The following is a 20163-nucleotide window of genomic DNA, read 5'->3' as shown; positions in this document are numbered from 1 at the left end:
AGATTGGCTGCTCGGGGTGTGCCCCAGAGCCCAACCCCACAAGATGAAGTATGCCCAATATCCAAGCAGGTGCATGCATGTTTATATTGCTGGATGGAAAGCGACCTGAAACCTGACTTTTATGGCTTGGGCAGACACTCTTTCGCGGTCACCCACTGCCAGGCGGAAATACAAGCTTTCGATTTGCCGACTGTCAAAATGAAACCACGCAGGCCGGAGCGAGGCTTCGTGCTTCACTGGCTCCTGCAAGAGATGTCTTCCTTCCCCTTGCGAATCGGCGCCATAAGAACGCTCTCGGGAGCACGGATAAGCCTTCGCCCTCAGTGTGATGCAACCCGCTAGCCGCTCTTCATGCGCAGGACGTCGGCACAAGGCATCGACATCGATGGAGGGGAGCGCCTACTGATCCTGTCCGCAGGGGTGGGATCGGGGCACAACAGCGCCGCGGCGGCGGTACAGCAGGCGTGCGCCGCGCGCGCCGACATCGCCGAGGTGCAGGTGCTGGATGTGCTGAAGGTCAGTAGCGTTCTTTACCGCGCATTGCTAGCGAAGGGTTACTTCGTCCTAGTCAAGGACTTGCCCTGGTTGGTCGATTGGGGTTACGACATAAGCGACCCGCCGTTCCGGCGCCGCGTACCAATCGACCCCTGGACACGGGCGAACGCCGTTCCGGTTATCGATGCGATCAAGCAATTCCGGCCGACCGCGATCGTGTGCACACACTTCCTGCCGGCCCAGCTGTTGGCATCGCTACTCCTTCGCGGCGTGACTGACGCCAGAACCGCTGTCGTGACGACGGATTACGACTTTCAGGGCCTGTGGCTTCCGGGTGCGTTCCACGCGCTCTTCGTGGCCAGGGAGGAGGGGAGGGTGGAGCTATTGGCGCACGGCCTTCCTCTTGACCGCGTCGCAGCCACGGGCATCCCGATCGCCAAACAGTTCAATGGCGCGCCGGTGCGCGATGCTAACCGGCCCCCGATGCTTTTGATCTCGGCAGGCGCGACCGGCAGTGATGATGCGGTCTCGGTGGTGCGGCAGACAATGCATATGCGCTCACCGTTCACGGCCACGGTCGTGTGCGGACGCAACGATGCGCTGCGGCATCGTATCGAGCAGCTAGTGGCGCCCGCCGGTGACCGCTACCGCGTGCTCGGCTTCACGTCGGAGATGCCTCAGCTGCTGCGCCGCGCGGACCTGTTTGTGGGTAAGCCGGGAGGACTGTCGTCGTCGGAGTGCATGGCTGCAGGGCTGCCTATGGTGCTAGTGAACCCCATCCCGGGGCAGGAGGTTCGCAACGGCGACTACCTGATGGAGCAGGGGGCGGCTGTCCGCTGCAACACCACTTCGACGATCGCCTGGAAGATCGACGAAGTGCTGCGCGAGCCGGGTCGCCTATGCCGGATGCGCGCGGCTGCACAGAGAACCGGCCGCCCTGATGCCGCGGCGCACGTGCTGACCGGGCTACTGGACGGCCCATCACGTCCGCTGGTCGTTACACGCGCGGCGCAAAAGACAATTCTTGCCGCGAGCGAGCAGCGCGTCGTCGCGACCGACCTGACGGGACACTCCTCCCTGGTCCGCCTGATTGATTCGGCTGCGGGTAGCACGGTAGCGCTGCTGCAAGCCCAGGAGCTGGGGGACCTGCAGAAGCGGTACTCGACCACGAACGGGGGTCTGGTGCTGCGGCGCGGCAATGCGCCCGTGTCGCTCCGGTGGGAGGCACGGCGGTTGCTACGCGCCATACTCCGGGGTGAGGAAGCCCTCCCTGTCCGCGTCGAGGGGCTCTCGGCACCCTTTCCCGCGTGACCGGCGAGGAACGACCCGCATATGAGCACCGCTGGAGGGGATCCGGACCCATGCCCGACCAAGCATGCCGACGCCGCCCGCTATCCTTGATGCCTGTGACCGGCTCTAATTTCTCGGTGGAGTAGGGCAGACCCAGCAGTGGACAACGATAAGCGGCAGTCTTGCTGCTGCCGCATAGTGGGCAGCCCAGAAGACGGCTGCCTTAGAGCCGTCCGAGCCGTCGACACCGACGAGGACAGGTTTACGCCGTTCGTTGGCTGCGTGTTGGAGGTCATGCTGATGCGCCTGTTGGCTGCGCGGCAGAAGCCTCGTCGTCAGGCAATTGCAGTGCACTGTGGGCGATTACAACCGGGCTCGTTGAGCGCTCGGCAACGGCGGAACTCACGGATCCGAGCAACAACCCCACGAAACCGCCGTGCCCGCGCGAGCCGACAACGACCATTGACACGTGCCGGCTTTCCTCGATGAGAACTTGGGCTGGCGACCCGTGCAGGACGCGACGTTCTATCGGGCACGGGGGATCGTCCCGGAAAGCTGTGAATAATGCTTGATCGAGAGCCAACCTTGCCTGTTCGACAGGGTTCCAGTCGACGGGGGTGAAGAAGCCGAGTGCGGCGGGGTGTTGCCATGCGGTCACTGCCCTGATGACGTCACCGGCGAGTGGGGTGAGCTGGGCCGCCAATTTGAGTGCGTCAATGGAGGGCTCAGAGCCGTCGACACCGACGACGATAACACGCGACTTATGGGTTGGGTGGGTCGTGTTCATGATGGCGTCCTACTCCTAGGCATCCGATGCATTCGTATATGTCCTAGCGTCCTCGGCGTTTGAGTTACAGAACAGGGCCGAAAGGCCCAGTTGAACTATGGGCCTTCCGACCGTGCCGCACGCAGGCTAAGTCGGATGGTGATGGTTCTCCCCCTCCGCGGAAGCACTCGGACAAGGCGAGTGGCCCGCCGAACTGAAACTACAGTCCAACGCTTGGCTACACGTAGAAAATGCTCGTCACCGGCACGGCCAACTCGTCGACATCACACTAAACGGCCGACACCTTCTGGAAGAGGGCAAATAACTCGAAGAGAGGCTCTAGCTAGCCGGCGCCTCCCGTGAAACCGCCTTCAGAGACCCCACCCAAACCTTCGACCAGATCGACTCACCACCCCGGTACTGGCAAGCGAAGAAACACCTGCAAGGCAATGGTCCTCGCCGGCGTCCGCACATCGTGAATAGCGGGAGCAGGAGGCGTGCGACCATGGCCCCGATGATCCCGAGGCGTAGGCGACTGATGGGACGGCTTGCCGCCGTTAGGACGCTGAGTGCAACAAGGGAAAGAGTGAGCACGGACGCTGTGCGGGTTGCTTCGATGCTGAAGTCTCCCACTGTTCGGGAGTGCAGCTGAACAACGAAGACCGCCGCTGCGATGATGATCCCAGCCGGGACCGCGGAAAGTGCTTTCACCGCAACGCCCTGCCGAAAGTACGTCAGGGTCCGCGTAGCGTCCGGACGCACTTTCTTGCAAAAAGTGAGCAGTGTGATGACAACAAGATCGGCCGGAGGTTGCCCGTCAGCGACATCGGTGCCAGCGCTCGGGTGGGCGCGAGTGTGCCAGAACCAGAGTTCGCAGACCTCTGGATGCAAGCCGGCGGCCACGGACTAGTGCCGGTCTACTCGGGTGTACGAGGATGGTCAGGCGTGGCAACACACACGCTTGATGGATGATCACTCGACGTATTGAAACTCTTGATTGGTCTTTGGAGGTCGGAATGTACCGAAAACGCAATCGGCGACGCAGTACCAACCGCAGAAAGTGGAATGACCTTGCCCCGCGGCAAAAGGCCGCACTGCTGACCTTGATTTCCGTCCAGCTCTCCCTGGCATGCACCGCCTGGGCGGACCTCGCCGCTCGGCCGGCCGAGCAGGTTAACGGACGCAAGAACCTATGGGCGCTGGTAATCGGAGTGAACTTCCTCGGACCGGTGCTTTACTTTCGTCGTGGTATCCGGCGCGAGCGTTCGGTAACATGCGGAGCGTTAGCGGACACCTCTCGCATTGAAGAGGAAAGCTAGGAGTGCCTGCGGCGATGGATCGGTAACCCGCTCGGCAGCGCTGAAGGAAAGTCGATCGACACGACGACTCAGCTACGGCATGCGAGTCGCTGGTATTCAGCTGTTTCACCACTAGGCCCCTTGTGAGGCCTTTGGCTCTCTATGCCGGTTGAAGCAGTCGCCGTCCTCTCCGCCGAGACAGCATCTGGGCTGGTAACGGATCGGACGGGTCTGCTATGGGGCGGCTTCTTGTGCCTGGCGTATCAAGGTGGCTAGGTTCCCGCGGTTCGCTTGGTGCTCAGGTATACGCGCGACGACCCCACCAAGACGGATTTCGTAGACCCTCTCGTCGGGTCCAACGAGATCAAATTTTGGTACTGCAGTCAGAGCGGCGATCCATTGGTCACAATTGGTGTCGGGGATGTCCGTCGACCACCGGCGGGTCAAGCCCGCGAAACCGCCGCTCTGAATGACTGTCAGATGCACGGGCAGTCCGTTCGTGCGGGGCTCTCCATTATCAGGTACACCTGAACCAACCCGGCGGGCGCCACGTTGCCGAAACAGTATGCTGCCGGCTCCGTCCACACCTTGTGCAGCAGTAGCTCGTACGAGCCAGCTTCGCGTGGCCGTTGGGCAGGACTACCTGCTCCGAGTATTCGAAATTCACCAGGTCATCGTCCCTACCGCAGCTCAGGCACATAGGAATGACTCCACCGGAGGGTTTGCCTTTAGTTGAGCGGTTGCGCAGCGTTGCAAAGTCCAACCGGGTCGCCAAGGCATTAGAAGCGGCGTCTTGCTCGAACACGAGTGTCTCCTGATTCCCTCGTGAGTGTACGAAAGCCTGTGCCCGCGCTCCAGCGTGGGATCCGAATCGGGGAAAGGGATATTCATTTCCGCGTCAACGGATGTCCGCAGATGACCATCCGCGCGGCCGGAAGTTATGTCCTCCCCTCCTTCACCCAAGGTACGCACCGCTGCATGGACAAGTTAGGGCCGAAAGACCCTGACACCGGATGAACGCACGACCCGTGGGCGGAAGACATGGCAATTGTCCGCCTCCTCCCGAGCAACGTTGAGGTAGGGAAGAACACCCCACTCAACACTGGCGACGCCTGCAAGCTCTACTCCTTCAGCGAGGGACCTTCGGGGTCAGGTCTTTGGGCCCTATTCTCACGGACGCGATACGGGCAACCATTGACACGTAACACGTCGCCGAACACCCAGAACCAGGACACCCTCATGGACACAACCGCTACAACCCGGAAGCCTCGAGCAATAGTCGTAGGGGTGGACGGCTCTGACGAGTCCATAGCCGCACTTGAGTTGGCGGCGCACCTCGTGCCTCTCGGTGGTGACTTCATACGGGCCGTGACGGCCTGGCAGTACCCCATCGGATTCGGCACGTACGCGCCCCTCGACTGGAATCCCGATGTGTTGGCCGAGACCGCCCTCGAAAGCGCGTTGGAGGCCGCCTTCCACGACGAGTATCCATGCACCGTCGAGCGCCGCGTTCTCAAAGGCCCCGCAGCCCAGGTTCTCATCGAGGAAAGCAAGCACGCATCGATGATTGTCGTCGGATCCCGCGGGCATGGCGGGTTCGCTGGCCTGTTGCTCGGATCCGTCAGCTCCGCTGTGGCGGAGCGTTCACTGTGTCCTGCAGTCATCGCCCATGGCGCGCTTCAGTTGGCCGATCAGCCGTCCACGACTCAGACCGAAGCTGGAGCTGTCTAGGAGCTTCCACGAAGCATCAACTTCCTCATCCGCAACATCATGCGTTGCGGAGCCCCCGACCCTTAGAAGGAGAATAGCAATGAGCCAGGATTCAGCCGCACGCATTGTTGTCGGTGTAGACGGTTCAGAACAATCGATCGAGGCATTGCAGTACGCCAGGAAGTTGGCTTCTGTCTTCGAATCCCCTATCCACGCAGTTAGCGCATGGGAATATCCTGCTCAGTATGCCGGGTACGTGCCCCTTGGAAGCGACAATTTCGCCGAGACAACGCGGGAGCGACTGGACGAAGCACTGAGCGCGGCGTATGGATCTGATGTGCCCAGCGACGTCGAAAGCACGGTCGTTTTCGCGCACCCGGCAAAGGCACTGATCGAGGCATCCCGGGGCGCGGCCTTGCTCGTCGTTGGAAGACGGGGCCATGGAACGTTCCGCGGCCTCCTGCTCGGTTCAGTCAGCGGGGCCTGCGTAGCGCATGCTCATTGCCCAGTCCTTGTCATTCCGAAATCAGCCCGGCCCACGGATGCTGCATCCGATGAGCACCGGTAAACGCTCTGCCCGAGATACAAGAACGGCATGGAGCCAAGGGCGGGCCCCTGAATCTGACCGATGTGCAGACCGGGGCTCCCCACCCAGCTGCCACTGAGCGTTCAATTCAGAGGAAACGGTCTAATAGGGCCCGAACTAAGCGGCCAGCTGTTGCAGGACTGTCCCGGGCTGCCGCTCATCCGATAGGGGCCGTCCAGCGGACCTGGGTTCCAACGCCCGGGGTGCTGTCCACCGAGCAATTCCCTCCAAGCACAGCAGCCCGATGGCGCATATTAGCTAAGCCACTGGCGCGTGTGGGCGTCGTGAACCCCCGCCCGTTGTCCGCGATGATCAGTACGACTCGTTCCTCCTGGGCCGAAACATTCACCTGGATCTCATCAGCACCGGAATGGCGGAGGGCGTTGCTCAAGCCCTCATTCAGGACGGGGAGCAAGTGATCGGCCACCTCCTCGGTAACTGCCTCATCTACGGGACCGAGGAAAACAACGGTCGGGGTGAGGCCAGCGTTGCTGGATCGGTCCTGGACAGTCTGCAGGATCCGTGCTGTGAGGAGTCCTCTTTCCTCCTCCCCTGTCCGCAAAGAGTAGATAGTATTCCTGAGCTCGCGGATCGTGTCATCAAGTTCAGAAGTGACCGCAGCAATCCGTTGATGGGCAACCGGGTCCGTCGCATACCGCCGAAGGCTCTGGATGCTCAAACCAGCGGCGAAAAGGCGCTGAATTACGAGGTCATGCAGGTCGCGTGCGATCCGGTCCCGGTCATTGAAAAGGAGGTACTCTTCTCTGGCCCTGGTGGCGCGGACCAGATCCAACGCCAGACCGATCCTGCTTCCAAACAACGCGCTTGTATCCAAGTCCGAATGGGAGTAATCGGACGATCCGGATAGACGGGCGAGCATAAGTACCCCATTATCCGTACCCTTATGGCCAAGCGGAACTACGAGGGCCGGACCCATCCCTTCCGTCATCGTTAGATCGAACAGGTGCTCTGACTTCAGGTTGAGGCATAAGGACTCCCCCGACTCGATGACCGTCTTCACGACTTCGGAGAAAGGCAGTTCCTGACCGACCACAAGGTTCTGCATTCCGATCGAAGCACGGCAGCGAAGGAGACCTCCCGAAGCAGGAGAGGCGATGACAACTCCGGATGAGTCCGACACTTCCATAGCTGCCTCGGCCACCATATCCAGTGCTTCTAGGCTCCGTGGATGCTGAGCAGTGATCAGCACGTTGCTGATTTCCATCCCCGCTTCCAACCAGCGTTGACGCCGGTGACTGTCTTCAAACAGCCGGGCATTCTGAATCGCAACCCCGGCTGCAGCGGCCAGCGCAACTGCGAGATCCTCATCCTCGGCAGTGAATTCCTTGCCGTCGGTTTTCTCGGTGAGATACAGGTTCCCGAACACCGCGTCTCGGACTCGCACGGGCACCCCAAGAAACGATGTCATCGGTGGATGATTAGGGGGAAACCCTGCGGCCATCGGGTGTTGGCCCAAGTCGTTCAGGCGCAGAGGTGTTGGCTCCCTGATCAGATGGCCCAGTACACCGTGTCCGGTTGGCAGATCACCGATGAGGCGGACCCCGTCTTCGTCGATGCCCACCGTAATGAAGTGGCTTAGCTTCTGATCATCTCCGATTACTCCTAGCGCCCCATATTGGGCGCCGACCAGTTCACAGGCAGATTGAACGACACGGTCCAACACCGTTTCCAGGCTCAGGTCCTCGGCGAGTGACATGACGGCCAACAGGAGACCATTCATCTGGTTCTGTGTATGCAGCAGGTCATCGGCACGTCCAACAAACTCCCGCAACAGGTCATCTATGCGCCGATTCAGCGGCGGAGTCCAAGCAGCCCCATCACTCATGAGAGCCTCCCTGCTCAACCATGTAAGGTCCGCGCGCACGGCCGCAACCACCGTGCAACTTGGTAGTGATGATAGACGCCTAGCACCTGTTCGAGCACCTAAAACCAAGATTTCATACCGCTGTCGTACGCAACGACAGGCCGGCAGGCTCCGAAAAAACCATGGCCTCTCTTCCTCACGCCACACCGTTATTTCCCGGAGAGATATCGAACCTGGGGCACAAGGCACCGGTGTGCGCATTCTCCCTTACTCGGGACTTTCGTCCCTTACATCGGACCGTGGAATGGCACATCCTATACAGGGCGAAGACCTCGAGAGGTTGGCGCCTTCTCCCCCACCCAAGTGCTCGACGGAGTGTGGAGGGGTATAAAGATAGTCAGGATGCAGCTCCGGTTAGTAATCCTGATCCTTCGAGGAACCCACAGGTGCGGAGATGATAGTGAATCAAACAAACTGCGTACAGCAGAAGACCACCCTTCGCATTGATGCAGATCTTCACTGGGCACGAATTATCGTTCTGGGATTGGTGACTCCAGAAAGACTCAAAGCCCTCTCAGTAATCACTACGCGAGCCGTTACGCTCCTTCCGGTGAAGGAAGTCATCGTCGACCTCTCCCGTGCTAACGCGACAGCAGCAACCATGGAGGCCTGTGAGCCCAACCGTTTTCTGGGCCTGACCGAGAACGGCGGGAAGAGGTTTTTCCCCTGTGTATTGCGCGTCCTGCGTCCCTTGCCAGTCACAACATTGCAGTACCAGGGGTGAAACCTGCCATTCTCACAACCGTTGCTGCGAAACGTTGTCGACTTACCGCAATGGCCTACAGAATCGAGTTGAATTGATGAAAGCACATATCCTCTACGACTCCGCATTCGCCAATACACGCCAGATCGCGGAAAAAATCGCCGACGCGATGAGGGGGGCACTCCACGCCAACGCCGTGTCCGTCGACGACTTCGACCCTGAATCCTTGAAAGCCGGAGATCTTCTTGTGGCTGGCAGCCCGATCAACGCCTGGCATCCCACCGACAAGATCACAAAACTCCTTGGAACCCTCAAGAAGCGCCGGCTCGACGGCATTCATGCGGCAGCCTTCGACACCCGGGTTAAAGTGCTAATCCACGGAGACGCTGCGAAGAAGATGACCTCGCTGCTCAGAGGGGCAGGCGCGAACATCATATCGAAACCAATGCCCTTCTACGTCGAAGGGATTGAAGGCCCCCTCCACAGCGGAGAACCTGAGAAAGCTGCAACATGGGCCCAGTCACTACTCAGGGCCATTGAGGAGGCGGACTAGGGAGCAGCAGACGAGGGCCATGAGCCTACACAATAAACGTGCGATCACACGCGCGTTCCTAAATCTAAGTGCAGGCAGCAACCTCACACCCAGGAATACGCCTGAAAATCTCGTTCTGGCTAGTCCGTGGTTGGCCCGCTTCAGCCCAGCGTCATCCTTCGTTTCGTCGAATCTCACCTTCCGAAGAGAAGCTACGAGTAGACAGTCCAGAGAGAGGACAAGCAGTTGAATTCTGATGCATCCAATACTGAGCGACGAGATCCATCCCACGGCTCAATATGAATCCACGCGGGCCTCAACATAGAGGCTCCGCGATCGGCCGTCTGGCCCTGGCTGGTACAGGTAGGAGGCGGGCGGGCAGGTTTCACAGTAACGACCTTCTCGATAACCTCGGCCGCTCAAGTGCGGTGTCGATCATGCCCGAACTTCAAGACCTGGAAATTGGCCAATGGATTCCGAAGACCAGGGCCGAGGCCCTGCACAAAACCGGAGATCGCTCACGCTAACTGCCGGACCGTCTTGCTCCAGCGTCACCGCGGGCCCAGTCAGCAGAGGCTGCTTACCGGGATCCGCGCACCACGCTGCCCGGTGCTACTGCTGCCAGTGATCCTGCCGGAACAGAAGCTGCTGCGCCCATCCGACTGAGAACGCGATTGGATGATTTTTCCCGCAGCTAGCAGGGCCTAGCTGACTACCGGATCAAGAGCACGCCGAGTGACGATCAGGATTGGGCAAGGCGGGTTCAATAGCAGGGTGTGCGTCACGGATCTTAGGAACATGCTGTCTCTGGCGCCCTTTCCGTGGCGGCCGATTACCAAGAGGCTTGCATCGGCGGCACGAAGTGTAAGCGCAGCAGTTGGGTGGTGGTCTTCGTCGATTACCGACTTGATGCTGAGGTCGGGATAGCGGCGTCGGACATCGGTCAGCATTCTCGAAGCGCTCTCCGTCGCGCTGTGGGAGTGTCCTGGTCCTGACGCAGTGACAACCAGAAGCTCACTCTTCAGCGCCTGTGCTTCGTCGGCGGCGCTAATCAGGGCAACGTTCGACATGTCGGATCCGTCTACGCCGACAACCACTCTCTTATGGTCGTTGGCGGTCGCTCCTTCCGCAGCGTTCAGCGGCACAACAACGACGGGCGCGACAGAGATTAGGGCGACCTGTATGCACACCGACCCCCTGAACTCCCCGCTGTCAGGGTCCCTCCGGTCTGCCCCGAGGACAAGGAGTGAGGATGTATCGGCCAGCCCTAGCAAGCCTTCAACAATGTCCCCGCAGTACAGGTAGGAGCGCACTCGGATGTTCGGAAAGCTGAGGGCGAGCGAGGTCGCTGCACGTTCCAACACTTCACGGGCCGCGATGACAATGGCACCGTATGAGATATTTGGTGGCATGAGTCCCGCATCCGGGATGGCATGGACCAGGGTTAGAGGTTGGCCGGAGGTGGTTGCCCGGGTGGCGGCCCAGAGCACGGCGGAACTATTGGTCGCGGCATCGGCCAAAGCAACCAGAATCGAATCTTCCTGGCGACGGTCTCCGATGTAGGTCGAAGTGGGCCTCATTATTGCTGCTGATCGGTCGTTAGGGCCGGCACTATTACTGCTCGGCCTCGAATAGTGCCCTGATGAAGCCTCTCATAAGCCTCAGGAGCCCTATCAAGGCTGAAAGTTTCCACTTCGACGGTGATTTTGCCTGAGCGTGCCAGTTCGAGCACTTCCATCAGCTCCGGGCGCGAACCCCAATAGGGCGCTCTCGCCGACGATTCCCAAGGCGTCGAAAAGAACCCGACATTTACCGTTCCAGGGCCTACCCCGACAATCACAATCTCGCCACCAACCGCTATCAAGCGTACGGCTAGGTCCGTCGTGGATTGAATGCCAACGAAATCGAACACTGCTGCAGCTCCAATGCCACCGGTAAGGGTTCGAACGTGCCCTATCAGGTCGTCAGTGTCACCACTGCTGACAAACGCGTGATCAGCACCGACGGCGCGTGCTAGTTCGACTTTGTCTTCACTGGTGTCGATGGCAACCACCACGCTGGCTGTGATCGCCCGCAGGATCTGAATGGCAACATGTCCCAGCCCGCCTGCCCCTATGACGACAGCCACTGAGCCGGGAACCAAACATGGCAGGCTGTTCTTGATCGCGTGATAAGGAGTTAGCCCTGCGTCGGTGAGCGGGACGCTCGTCACCGGATCCAGGCCGCCAAGCGGAACCAGGTGCCGGGCGTCGTCCACCAAAAGATACTCGGCCATGGCCCCCGGAGCACCAAGTCCAGGCGGACGAATGCCTCGGGAGGCAGCGTTACTGCAATAGTTCTCCTCGCCGCGTGCGCACGCATGACAGCGACCGCAACCCCATGGGCCGTATACCAGAACAGATTCTCCAACGCTCAACCCCTTGACGCCTTCGCCTAGAGCAGCAACTGTTCCTGCCCCTTCGTGGCCCAGCGTCAGCGGCAACCCATATATGTACTGGTCTTCAGGTAGTCCCATGATGAATTCGTCCGAGTGGCAAACGCCCGCTGCGGTCACCCGTAACAGCACTTCCCCCGGCCCGGGATCGGGTGTGGGAATATCTACGACCTCTGGGGCGGAACCTATGGACCGGTACTGTAGAGCCTTCATCTGCGTCCCTTCGGAAAGTGGCGGGTGGTCCTCCCTTAGAGGAAGGGAGGTGATATCCGGGGCACAACGGATATTGCTGTGACGGTCTTCCAAGAAGATCAAATGATGGGCCGCCGGATAAGGGCCTTTCGGCCCTGTTTCAGCAGTTGAAGCGGCCGGGTACCTGCGGTGGTTGACCGCCCAGTTAGTGGAATTGCGCTCCGGTGATCGTGGCGTGAAAGAACTCCCCTTCGCTCTGCCTTGGTGTGTTCCACCACCACCCCGCGCGCAGGACCGACGGCAGCATAACGCCGGAGATTCCTGGCGTACCCCACCGCATCATCTGGACTTCAGCCAAAGCGCCGTCGGCTGCGACCCGCAGGTGAACGTCCTGATCTCCGCGTTGATGGCTGTTCTCATCGTGACCGTGTCCACGGCCGCTAAAGGTGACCAGGCAGCGGACTGGAAGCCATATGCAGGTTCAGCAGGACCACCGGGGCGGAGATGATGACTCCGGCAAGGAGTAAGCGACCGCCACCCTGTCGGTGGACCCCTTCCCCGAATGGTACATCCGCGCACCCGGCTGGATGGGTGCTCTTTAGGGTCTTTGTGCCCAAGCGGATCGGCGGACGACCGCTAGAGAATTGCGTATGGAACAATTTTTCAACATCATCCGCACCACCGGGCTTCACCGCAGTTCGAACCGCCGGGTTGCTGGTGTGTGCGGCGGTTTAGCGGCGAAGCTGGGGGTAAGCCCTACCGCTGTCAGGGTGGTCACTTCAGCTTTGGGTCTGTTTCCCGGCCTTGCCCCAACCTTCTACGTTTGGGCATGGCTGTAGCTTCCCGATGAGTCAGGAAAAATTGTTCTCCAGTCATGGGTTCAGGGCTGAATCACCTCCATCTGCTTACCATCACTCACCCTGTTTCAGGCGCGGGCTTTCCTGGTGGGTAAGAATGGTCATCATCTCTTCCCTCAGCAAGGTGCTGGGTGGAATTCACGTTTACGGGAGCAGTTATGAGTCGCCAGTCATCGGACGCGAACAATGGAGCGTCCGGTCAAGCACCGATTCGGGTGTTCATCCTCGATGACCACGAGCTGGTCCGGCAAGGACTGAAGGATCTGTTGGAGGGCGAGGGATTTGAAATCGTTGGCGAAAGTGGGTCAGCGGCTGAAGCGACCCGCCGGATACCTGCGCTCCGACCAGACATTGCCATCTTGGATGGTCGGCTGCCCGACGGCACGGGCATTGAGGTGTGCCGTGATGTCCGCTCTCTCAACCCCGCGCTTCGCTGCCTGATCTTGACCAGCTATGACGACGAACTGGCCCTTCGCGGAGCCGTGCTGGCCGGTGCCGCCGGATATGTCCTGAAACAGATCCGTAGCGATGACCTGCTCCATGGTATCCGGCGCGCCGCCGCTGGGGAGTCACTTTTTGCCTCCGGCGTTGAGCAAAGGATCCTCGACGGCTTAAGCGAAGCGAGAACTGATCCCCGGCTTGACGCGCTCAGCCCTCAAGAGAGAAAGGTGCTCGACCTGATCGGTCAGGGTATGACGAACCGGCAGATCGGCGAAGAGCTATTCCTGGCTGAGAAGACCGTGAAAAACTACGTCTCTTCCATTCTCGCGAAGCTCGGCTTCGATAGGCGGACTCAAGCTGCGGTCTATGTCACGAAAAGCGCGGACGCCTCCTGAACCTGCCGGATTAGCAGGCCGGAGGTCTCGACCGGAACTTATTCGGGACCTTCGTCCCTATCAGCGTCCCGTGCCCTGCCGCATTCTTATGGCAGAACTCCACAAAGGTCCACGAACGTGGGAGGACCGACACGACCACACCGGTGCGCCCAAGTTCCTGACACAGGGCAAGCGCGGATCAGAACCCTTCGTCACCCACCACCCGCCTGGGGCCGGGACACATACGTAAACCCAGAAAATTGGCCGTCATCGTTGCATGACCGCCCGCACAGAATCGACGAATATGTCATGAGAGCGACCGTCCTCTACGACTCCGCGTACGGCAACACCCGTCAGATCGCGGAAGCAGTCACCTCCGAGTTGAAGTCACTGCATGCCAAGGCGGTGTCCGTCAGCGCCTTCAACCCCGAATCGTTGGTGGGTGGGGATCTCCTCATTGTCGGCAGTCCCATCAACGGCTGGCAGCCCACCCGTAGGATCAACAAACTCCTCAAGAGCTTTGAAGGCAACGGGCTGGAGGGTATCAAAGCGGCAGCGTTCTACACCCGGGTGAAGCTCTTCATCCACGGGGATGCGGCCAAGAAGATCACCTCGCTACTCAAGAGAGAAGGCGCGGTTATCGTCTCCAAACCGACGCCCTTCTACGTGCAGCGCAGCGAAGGCCCCCTACGCAGCGGAGAAACACAACGAGCTGCTATGTGGGCCCAGACGCTCTTGAAATCCATCGCACCTAACGGTCCGGAGCCGGCAAGGAAAGGACACTGAGCCATGAGCCCCGGACGGATTATTCTGCTCGTCGTCGGCACTATTCTTGCCCTAGTGGGTCTGGGTCTGCTTGCCGGCGCAGCAGGAACAGGCTGGGCCAATGCCCAGCAACGTGATGGTGGTTATGTCACCACGCCGACCGAACGCTATCAGAGCCCGTTCTATGCTTTGACGTCTTCAGGGCTGAACGTGATGGCGGATCGTTCGGTGCCTGACATCGTCACAGACGGGGACGGGCGACTGCTTGTTCAGGGGTCCGCAGCCTCAGGAGAAGAGCTGTTCATCGGCATCGGCCCCCAGAACGATGTCACCCAGTATCTGGAAGGGGTACCGCGCTCGGAGTTGAGGAAGGTCGAGTTCACGCCCTTCGACGTTGACTACCGCGAGATCCCGGGCAGCGCGACTCCCCAGCCACCTGGCGAGCAGGCGTTCTGGGCTGCTTCTACCCAGGGAAGCGGGATACAGCGACTCGAATGGGATGTCGAACCCGGGAACTGGGAACTGGTCATCATGAACGCTGACGGATCCGCGCTGGTGGCAGCCGACCTCCAAACTGGGTTCCGGTCGGGCCTGCTCTGGCCGATCTTCCTGACCTTATTGATCAGCGGGGTGGTGCTGGTTGCCGTGGGAACGGCGATGATCATCGCCGCAGCCGTCGGGCTAGGCCGGCGTGGAAGCCCACCGGGGCAGCCAGTCCCCTCCTCGGCTCAGGCGCATCCCGTGGTCGCTCCTTCTCATGCGGGACACCCCGGCGCACCCGGCCAACCGCCCTATCCTGCGCGCCTCACCGGCCATCTGGATCCAGAACTGTCCCGTGTGCTATGGATCGTTAAATGGCTACTGGCCATCCCCCACGTCGTCATCCTGATATTCCTATGGTTCGCACTGGTCGTCACGACCATCGTGGCTGCCTTCGCCATCCTCTTCACCGGCCGATACCCACGATCCCTGTTCAGCTTCAATGTTGGGGTTCTGCGCTGGAATTGGAGGGTCGGCTTCTACGCCTTCAACGCCCTTGGCACGGACAAGTACCCGCCATTCAGTCTGGAACGCGCCAATTACCCTGCGGACTTCGATGTTGATTACCCGGAGAAGCTCTCGCGCCCATTGGTCCTCATCAAGTCATGGCTGCTCGCGCTTCCCCACCTGCTCGTTATCGCCGCCCTGACCGGCAGCGGCCGGGTCTGGGACACCGACGGCGGCGAGGGCGGGTATGTCCAGACAGGGGGAATCTCCCTCCTCGGGCTTCTTGTCCTGGTCGCGGGCATCATCCTCCTCTTCAGCGGCCAGTATCGACAGGAACTTTTCAACCTGATCATGGGGTTGAACCGATGGATCTACCGGACCCTCACCTACGTGCTGTTGCTCCGGGATGAATACCCACCGTTCCGGCTGGACCAGGGGCCCGACGAATACCCCCAGCAGCCCGGGCCCGTTCCGCCCACTGCCGGCCCCACGGCAACGGAGCAACCCTTCTCCGAGCCCGCAACACCTGACCCATCTCGAACCACCTAGGAACGTTATACCCTCGGGAACTGTCCACCGCGAATCAACGAGGAACCAGAAAAGGCACGATTTGTGGAAGGACGATGTTCCTGGCCCGGGTTCGAACAGCGCGAGCCAACCCTCCCAAACATTGCGGAAGCGACCCTCGTCCGCGACCTTGGGCGAGGAACCGGAATCGGACTCCGCCGCCGCAGGAGCAGACGTCCTCTACGTCCACGTCGGCATCTTCGACTCCGCTTCCGATACAGGATCCAGTCTTCTACTCAGGCTCCTGTCCTTCGAGTTCGGCGGTACTCCAGCTACTACGAAGCGTCCGCACATAACTTGCTGCCGTCAAAAACCGCTCGTCATACGGCTTCTTGCTGTAACCGGCCACCCGCATGTTCTGCCTCCCCCTTCAGTCAGGATGCCCTTCACTCTAGAGTCGGGCCACCATGCGGTCCAGCGTCAGCCGGGCCGGGAGGCAAATGAGGAGTCGTGGTGTCTAAGACGTCGACGCAGACAACTCAGTCTCCAGACGTTCCACGTCAGCCCGGTGACACAACTCCGTCGCCGGCGTCATCACCGCGGCGCTCCCGGCGGCGACGGCTGCCCTGAAAGCGTCCTCAGCAGATCGGTCCTGCGCGAGCCGAAGCACAAATGCCGCGAGGAAACTGTCACCCGCGCCGACGGTGCTGGCTACAGGAACCGCGGGAACCCCCAGCCGGATGACGCAGGACTTTGAAGCGAGCACGGCGCCCGCCCCACCGAGCGTCAGGGCGACGTACTCCGCAGACCCATCAGCAACCAACGCCTCCGCCGCCTCGACCTGGCTCGCTTCACTGTCCAATGCTGCTCCGACATGCGCTCCCAGCTCGCGCTTGCTGGGTTTGACCAGGAAGACTCCCTCGGCGAGCGCCTCGCTGAGTGCGGGTCCGGACGTATCCACAATGCAGCGCGCGCCGCCCTCCCTTGCCAGGCGGACCACCCGGGCATAAAAGTCCTCGGGAACCCCCGGCGGAAGGCTGCCGCTGGCCACCACGTATCCTCCCGCCGGGACGGACTGGGCTACCAGGTCCAGGCAGGCGTGCCATTCGGAGTCGCTGAGCTCAGGACCTTCCAGTACAAACCGGTACTGCTTTCCGGTAGACGTCTCATCGACAGTGAAGTTTTGGCGGGTACTGCCCTGCACCGGCACCACAAGACTGGGGACACGTTCGGCTTCGATGAGCCGACGGTAGGCCTCACCGACCGGACCGCCCGCGGTATACACGGCAAGGCTGCGCCCGCCCAGCCGCTGGACAACCCTTGATACGTTAACTCCCCCGCCGCCGGGGTCCACGCGGCTCGCGCCGCACCGCAGCTTGTGAAAGCCGACTACCTGCTCCGTTGAGGTGCTGATATCAAGTGCCGGGTTCACCGTCAAAGTGAGGATCTGTTTGGTTCCAATGGGCTGCGAGGCTTCCATGCGCCCCAGCTTAGGGGACTCGACGGCAGCGGAGCGGGCTGTGGCACCGGCTGGCAGCAGCTACAGCGCCGGCGTCCGCGGCGGAGCCACCCGCCGGAACCCCGTCGCTTCGAACGCAGCAGCGAGGCGCAACAACTCATTGTCTGAATAGGCCTTGCCTGCGAACGTCAGGCCCACGGGCATGCCGGTGTCGGACATGACACCCATCGGTACGGTGACCGTCGGGATGCCGAGATGGCGCGGCACGAGGTTGCCGTTGGACACCCATACCCCGTTGCGCCAGGCGAGGTCCGCGGAGGCGACGTTCGTGTCACTGTCAGCAGGGCCGACGTCGGCCGCTGCCGGGAAGATGACGGCGTCCAGTCCGTTCTCGTCCATCCATTCGTGCAGATCCAGGCGACGGGTCTTCTCCAGGCCTCGAAGACCCTCCTCGAGGTGCGGGATGTCCGTCATCACGCCGGCTCCGTGCTCACGCATGAATCCGGGGTATTCGGCGATGTCGTCGTCGAACCCGGTATACCGGTCCGGCAACGCCCCGGCGGGCGCCGGGAAGATGGTGGCGCCGTCAACGTCGGCGAGGGAGGCCAGATGCGGGTCATTGTTTGCCTGCAGGAAGTCTTCCCATGCCCAGGCGGCCAGGTCCACGATCTCGTGCTTGAGGTACGCCGGGCTCACGAGGCCGCGGGTGCTGACCGTCGGTGCTCCCGGGCGGTCGCCCTCGTAGTTGGACACGACGGGGAAGTCCACCTCCACCACCTCGGCGCCCGCGTTCTCCAGGTCCCGCCGGGCTGCTTCCCAGAGCGCGATAACCGATGGGCGGGTCTCGATCCGCTGGCCCGTGGGACCGCCGATTCCAGGCGGGTCCGCAGTGCCGGCGTCGGGATCCTGGTTGATGTACATGCGCGGCACGCCGAAGCGCTTCCCCTTCAACGCGGCAGCGCCGGCTGCCAATGACCGGTACGACGACGGACGTACCTCCGACGCAGGCGGGATGGGAATCCACGGCTGGACGCGCCAGAAGTCACCGCGGGCCTCGGCGTCGTCCGCGACGATGATGTCGAGGACTTCCAGCAGGTCAGCCATCCTGCGGGTATGGGGAACGACGACGTCCATGGTCGGCACCAGCGGCCAGTTCCCGCGGACGGAGATCACCCCGCGCGAGGGCGTGTAGGCGCACAGCCCGTTGTTCGACGCCGGAGCACGCCCCGAAGACCACGTCTCCTCGGCCAGGCCGAAGGCAGCGAAGCTGGCCGCGGTCGCCGTTCCGGATCCGTTGGAGGAGCCGGAGGCGAACGCAGCGGGAAGGTAGTCAGCGTTGTAGGGGCTTTCCGCCCGCCCGTAGACGCCGCGCTGCATACCGCCGTTGGCCATGGGCGGCATGTTGGTGAGTCCGAGCAGGATGGCGCCAGCGCCGCGGAGCCGCTCGATAGTGAAAGCGTCCTGCTGCGCGATGAGCCCCTGGAAAGCCGGTGACCCCGCAGCAACGGTGAGGCCCTTGACCTGGTAGCTGTCCTTCGCCGTGTACGGGATACCGTCCAGCGGGCCCAGGGTTTCGCCACGGGACCTGCGAGCGTCCGAGGCACGGGCTTCCTCCAGCGCGTCGGGATTCATCACAATCACGGAGTTGAGCCGGATCCCCGCGTGGTCGTAGACCGCGATGCGGTTCAGGTAGGCCTCGACAAGCTCCTCACTGGTTGCCTGACCCGTCTCAAGCGCTTCGCGGAGGTCCGCAATGCCTGCTTCGACGACGTCGAAACCCATTACCGCTCCCCCTCACCGCTGTGGACGGAAGGCTCAGTGCGAGGCGCAGGCTGCTGCTGCGTGATGCAGTGGATGCCGCCGCCGAAGGAGAAGATGTCGCGGGCGTCGACCAGTTCGATGGTGCGTCCCGGGTAGGCGCGGCCAAGAATGTCCGCCGCGACGGCGTCGTTCGCGTCATTGAACGCACAGAGGATCACTGCGTCATTGGCTACATAGTGGTTGATGTAGGAGTAGTCGACGAAACCATCGTCATCGGTAATAACAGTGGGCGCCGGGACGTCGAGGATCTCCAGGGGCCGGCCGTCGGCGCCGACCGCTTTTTCGAGTTCCATCCGCAGGAAGCGGGTCACTTCATAGTCGGGGTGCCCCGGGTCGTCCTGACGGTGCAGAAGCACAGCGCCCGACGGCGTGAACGCGGCAACAATGTCCACGTGGCCGCGGGTGCCGAACTCCTCGTAGTCGCGGCTGAGGCCGCGCGGAAGCCAGACGGCGTGCCGGGTACCCAGCCGGGCGTGCAGTTCGGCCTCGACGGACTCCCTGGTTGCGCCCGGATTTCGTCCGGGATCGAGCTGGACAGTCTCGGTGAGCAAGACCGTTCCGCGGCCATCGATATGGAACCCGCCGCCCTCATTCACGAGCGGGCTGTCATCGACCGGAATGCCGGCGTGCGCGGCGACGGCCCTGCCGACGTGCTGGTCCTTCTCCCAGGCCGCCCAGTGCTGGGCGCCCCAGCCATTGAAGACCCAATTGACGGCGCCGACGGACCCGTCCGCCCGATGAATGAATGTGGGCCCCGAGTCGCGGAGCCAGGCGTCGTCGAGCTCGGTTTCCCGAACGGTGACGCCTTCACCGATCATGGCACGTGCGTGTTCGACGTCCGCAGGATCGGCGAGCACCGTTACCGGCTCGTAGCGGGCGATCGTCCGGGCGACGCGGCACCAAGCCTCCCGCGCCCAGCCGAGGCTCTCGCTGCCGGGTGCTCCGAACGTGTCATTGGCCGGCGGGAATGCCATCCAGGTGCGGTCATGTCGCTCCCATTCGGTGGGCATCATGGCGGTCGTTGTCGTGGTGGTCACGGTGGTTGTTTTCATTGTGCTTGC

Annotated in this window: 17 protein-coding genes; 9 read left to right on the top strand and 8 right to left on the bottom strand. The window is 61.6% G+C overall.

Translation table 11 applies throughout. The annotated features are described in order from the left end of the window. Positions 1 to 351: 351 nt before the first annotated feature. On the top strand, positions 352 to 1806 hold the full coding sequence (locus AC5RTB_RS09475) for an MGDG synthase family glycosyltransferase (RefSeq protein ID WP_494060812.1): 1455 nt from the start codon (positions 352 to 354) through the stop codon (positions 1804 to 1806). Between the two features lie 105 nt (positions 1807 to 1911). Here the strand turns inward: AC5RTB_RS09475 and AC5RTB_RS09470 are convergent, their stop codons facing one another. Together AC5RTB_RS09470 and AC5RTB_RS09465 are read right to left on the bottom strand one after the other, a co-directional pair. Beyond that, positions 1912 to 2139: a universal stress protein gene (locus AC5RTB_RS09470; protein WP_494060811.1), complete on the bottom strand. Its 228-nt coding sequence runs from the start codon at positions 2137 to 2139 to the stop codon at positions 1912 to 1914. After that, entirely contained in the window at positions 2078 to 2572 is a 495-nt protein-coding gene (locus AC5RTB_RS09465) for a universal stress protein (protein ID WP_494060810.1), read from the bottom strand. The genes AC5RTB_RS09470 and AC5RTB_RS09465 overlap by 62 nt, the downstream gene beginning before the upstream one ends. A 995-nt stretch (positions 2573 to 3567) precedes the next feature. Between AC5RTB_RS09465 and AC5RTB_RS09460 the strand changes: the two genes are divergently transcribed. From AC5RTB_RS09460 to AC5RTB_RS09450, 3 genes are all read left to right on the top strand, one after another. Then, positions 3568 to 3870 carry a hypothetical protein gene (locus tag AC5RTB_RS09460; protein WP_494060809.1) on the top strand — a complete coding sequence of 101 codons (303 nt, stop codon included), beginning with the start codon at positions 3568 to 3570 and terminating at the stop codon, positions 3868 to 3870. 1218 nt (positions 3871 to 5088) lie between these two features. After that, a complete protein-coding gene (locus AC5RTB_RS09455) occupies positions 5089 to 5580 on the top strand; it encodes a universal stress protein (RefSeq protein WP_494060808.1) in 492 nt (163 codons plus the stop codon). Between the two features lie 79 nt (positions 5581 to 5659). Then, positions 5660 to 6127: a universal stress protein gene (locus tag AC5RTB_RS09450; protein ID WP_494060807.1), complete on the top strand. Its 468-nt coding sequence runs from the start codon at positions 5660 to 5662 to the stop codon at positions 6125 to 6127. Positions 6128 to 6302: 175 nt separating this feature from the next. Here AC5RTB_RS09450 and AC5RTB_RS09445 read toward each other — a convergent pair whose 3' ends face one another. Further along, a complete protein-coding gene (locus tag AC5RTB_RS09445; RefSeq protein WP_494060806.1) occupies positions 6303 to 7991 on the bottom strand; it encodes a sensor histidine kinase in 1689 nt (562 codons plus the stop codon). Positions 7992 to 8830: 839 nt separating this feature from the next. On the opposite strand from AC5RTB_RS09445, the gene AC5RTB_RS09440 reads away from it, so the two are divergent. Further along, on the top strand, positions 8831 to 9286 hold the full coding sequence (locus AC5RTB_RS09440) for a flavodoxin family protein (protein WP_494060805.1): 456 nt from the start codon (positions 8831 to 8833) through the stop codon (positions 9284 to 9286). A gap of 683 nt (positions 9287 to 9969) precedes the next feature. Here the strand turns inward: AC5RTB_RS09440 and AC5RTB_RS09435 are convergent. Then, positions 9970 to 10845, bottom strand: coding sequence for a universal stress protein (locus AC5RTB_RS09435; protein WP_494060804.1), 876 nt, complete (start codon positions 10843 to 10845; stop codon positions 9970 to 9972). Next, positions 10845 to 11912, bottom strand: coding sequence for an NAD(P)-dependent alcohol dehydrogenase (locus tag AC5RTB_RS09430; protein WP_494060856.1), 1068 nt, complete (start codon positions 11910 to 11912; stop codon positions 10845 to 10847). Before AC5RTB_RS09430 ends, AC5RTB_RS09435 begins: the two co-directional genes overlap by 1 nt. Positions 11913 to 12541: 629 nt before the next feature. Between AC5RTB_RS09430 and AC5RTB_RS09425 the strand changes: the two genes are divergently transcribed. From AC5RTB_RS09425 to AC5RTB_RS09410, 4 genes are all read left to right on the top strand, one after another. Then, entirely contained in the window at positions 12542 to 12730 is a 189-nt protein-coding gene (locus AC5RTB_RS09425) for a PspC domain-containing protein (protein ID WP_494060803.1), read from the top strand. A gap of 233 nt (positions 12731 to 12963) precedes the next feature. Beyond that, positions 12964 to 13584: a response regulator gene (locus tag AC5RTB_RS09420; protein ID WP_494060802.1), complete on the top strand. Its 621-nt coding sequence runs from the start codon at positions 12964 to 12966 to the stop codon at positions 13582 to 13584. Between the two features lie 288 nt (positions 13585 to 13872). After that, positions 13873 to 14349 carry a flavodoxin family protein gene (locus AC5RTB_RS09415; protein WP_494060801.1) on the top strand — a complete coding sequence of 159 codons (477 nt, stop codon included), beginning with the start codon at positions 13873 to 13875 and terminating at the stop codon, positions 14347 to 14349. Positions 14350 to 14352: 3 nt separating this feature from the next. Continuing rightward, positions 14353 to 15864, top strand: coding sequence for a DUF4389 domain-containing protein (locus AC5RTB_RS09410; protein WP_494060800.1), 1512 nt, complete (start codon positions 14353 to 14355; stop codon positions 15862 to 15864). A 475-nt stretch (positions 15865 to 16339) separates the two neighbouring features. On the opposite strand, the gene AC5RTB_RS09405 is transcribed toward AC5RTB_RS09410, so the two are convergent. From AC5RTB_RS09405 to AC5RTB_RS09395, 3 genes are read right to left on the bottom strand one after another with little or no spacing between them, the layout of a single operon-like run. Beyond that, positions 16340 to 17302, bottom strand: coding sequence for a 1-phosphofructokinase family hexose kinase (locus AC5RTB_RS09405; protein WP_494060799.1), 963 nt, complete (start codon positions 17300 to 17302; stop codon positions 16340 to 16342). 60 nt (positions 17303 to 17362) lie between these two features. Beyond that, a complete protein-coding gene (locus AC5RTB_RS09400) occupies positions 17363 to 19063 on the bottom strand; it encodes an amidase (protein ID WP_494060798.1) in 1701 nt (566 codons plus the stop codon). Further along, complete coding sequence (locus tag AC5RTB_RS09395) at positions 19063 to 20154, bottom strand: agmatine deiminase family protein (RefSeq protein WP_494060797.1); 1092 nt, start codon at positions 20152 to 20154, stop codon at positions 19063 to 19065. Before AC5RTB_RS09395 ends, AC5RTB_RS09400 begins: the two co-directional genes overlap by 1 nt. Positions 20155 to 20163 lie beyond the last annotated feature (9 nt).

It is taken from the genome of Arthrobacter sp. M71 S08, from assembly GCF_059089725.1.
This window is presented reverse-complemented; position numbering and strand designations above follow the sequence as displayed.

Bases quoted from the DNA above. Each gene is read 5' to 3' on its own strand.
- AC5RTB_RS09475 (WP_494060812.1), top strand. From the start codon at position 352: ATGCGCAGGACGTCGGCACAAGGCATCGACATCGATGGAGGGGAGCGC.
- AC5RTB_RS09465 (WP_494060810.1), bottom strand. From the start codon at position 2,572: ATGAACACGACCCACCCAACCCATAAGTCGCGTGTTATCGTCGTCGGT.
- AC5RTB_RS09460 (WP_494060809.1), top strand. From the start codon at position 3,568: ATGTACCGAAAACGCAATCGGCGACGCAGTACCAACCGCAGAAAGTGG.
- AC5RTB_RS09455 (WP_494060808.1), top strand. From the start codon at position 5,089: ATGGACACAACCGCTACAACCCGGAAGCCTCGAGCAATAGTCGTAGGG.
- AC5RTB_RS09450 (WP_494060807.1), top strand. From the start codon at position 5,660: ATGAGCCAGGATTCAGCCGCACGCATTGTTGTCGGTGTAGACGGTTCA.
- AC5RTB_RS09445 (WP_494060806.1), bottom strand. From the start codon at position 7,991: ATGAGTGATGGGGCTGCTTGGACTCCGCCGCTGAATCGGCGCATAGAT.
- AC5RTB_RS09440 (WP_494060805.1), top strand. From the start codon at position 8,831: ATGAAAGCACATATCCTCTACGACTCCGCATTCGCCAATACACGCCAG.
- AC5RTB_RS09435 (WP_494060804.1), bottom strand. From the start codon at position 10,845: ATGAGGCCCACTTCGACCTACATCGGAGACCGTCGCCAGGAAGATTCG.
- AC5RTB_RS09430 (WP_494060856.1), bottom strand. From the start codon at position 11,912: ATGAAGGCTCTACAGTACCGGTCCATAGGTTCCGCCCCAGAGGTCGTA.
- AC5RTB_RS09425 (WP_494060803.1), top strand. From the start codon at position 12,542: ATGGAACAATTTTTCAACATCATCCGCACCACCGGGCTTCACCGCAGT.
- AC5RTB_RS09415 (WP_494060801.1), top strand. From the start codon at position 13,873: ATGAGAGCGACCGTCCTCTACGACTCCGCGTACGGCAACACCCGTCAG.
- AC5RTB_RS09410 (WP_494060800.1), top strand. From the start codon at position 14,353: ATGAGCCCCGGACGGATTATTCTGCTCGTCGTCGGCACTATTCTTGCC.
- AC5RTB_RS09405 (WP_494060799.1), bottom strand. From the start codon at position 17,302: ATGGAAGCCTCGCAGCCCATTGGAACCAAACAGATCCTCACTTTGACG.
- AC5RTB_RS09400 (WP_494060798.1), bottom strand. From the start codon at position 19,063: ATGGGTTTCGACGTCGTCGAAGCAGGCATTGCGGACCTCCGCGAAGCG.
- AC5RTB_RS09395 (WP_494060797.1), bottom strand. From the start codon at position 20,154: ATGAAAACAACCACCGTGACCACCACGACAACGACCGCCATGATGCCC.